We start from the raw sequence: 397 nt of genomic DNA, 5'->3' as shown, positions 1-397 counted from the left end.
TCGACCGGCTGGCCATGCTGAAATACGGGATGGACGATCTGCGCGCCTTCTTCGACGGCGACCTGCGCTGGCTTCGCCATTACGGCTTCCGCGCGCTCGACGTGCCGACGCTCAGCGGCGGGGTGGGCGCGTGAAGTTCACCTTGTCCTGGCTGAAGGAGCATCTGGAGACGGATGCCGACCTCGACACCATCGTCGGGACGCTGACCAGGATCGGCCTCGAGGTGGAGGGCGTGGAGAACCCGGCCGAGAAGCTGGCGCCCTTCGTGGTCGCCCAGGTGCTGACCGCCGCCCCGCATCCGCAGGCCGACAAATTGCAGGTGCTGACCGTCGACGCCGGGACCGGCGAGGCGATCCAGGTCGTCTGCGGCGCGCCCAATGCGCGCGCTGGCCTGAAG

General features: G+C 68.8%; 2 pseudogenes. Both read left to right on the top strand.

Going from position 1 to position 397, the window contains the following annotated elements:
• Positions 1-134 (top strand): annotated as a pseudogene (locus I6F37_RS43520) (phenylalanine--tRNA ligase subunit alpha); the annotation flags it as partial.
• Positions 131-397, top strand: a pseudogene (locus I6F37_RS43515) (phenylalanine--tRNA ligase subunit beta); the annotation flags it as partial. The pseudogenes I6F37_RS43520 and I6F37_RS43515, both read left to right, overlap by 4 nt.

This window comes from Bradyrhizobium sp. NBAIM08 (genome assembly GCF_020193935.1).
Classification (GTDB): Bacteria; Pseudomonadota; Alphaproteobacteria; order Rhizobiales; family Xanthobacteraceae; genus Bradyrhizobium; species Bradyrhizobium yuanmingense.
The sequence above is the reverse complement of the archived record's forward strand: the minus strand, read 5'-3'. Positions and strand labels throughout refer to the sequence as shown.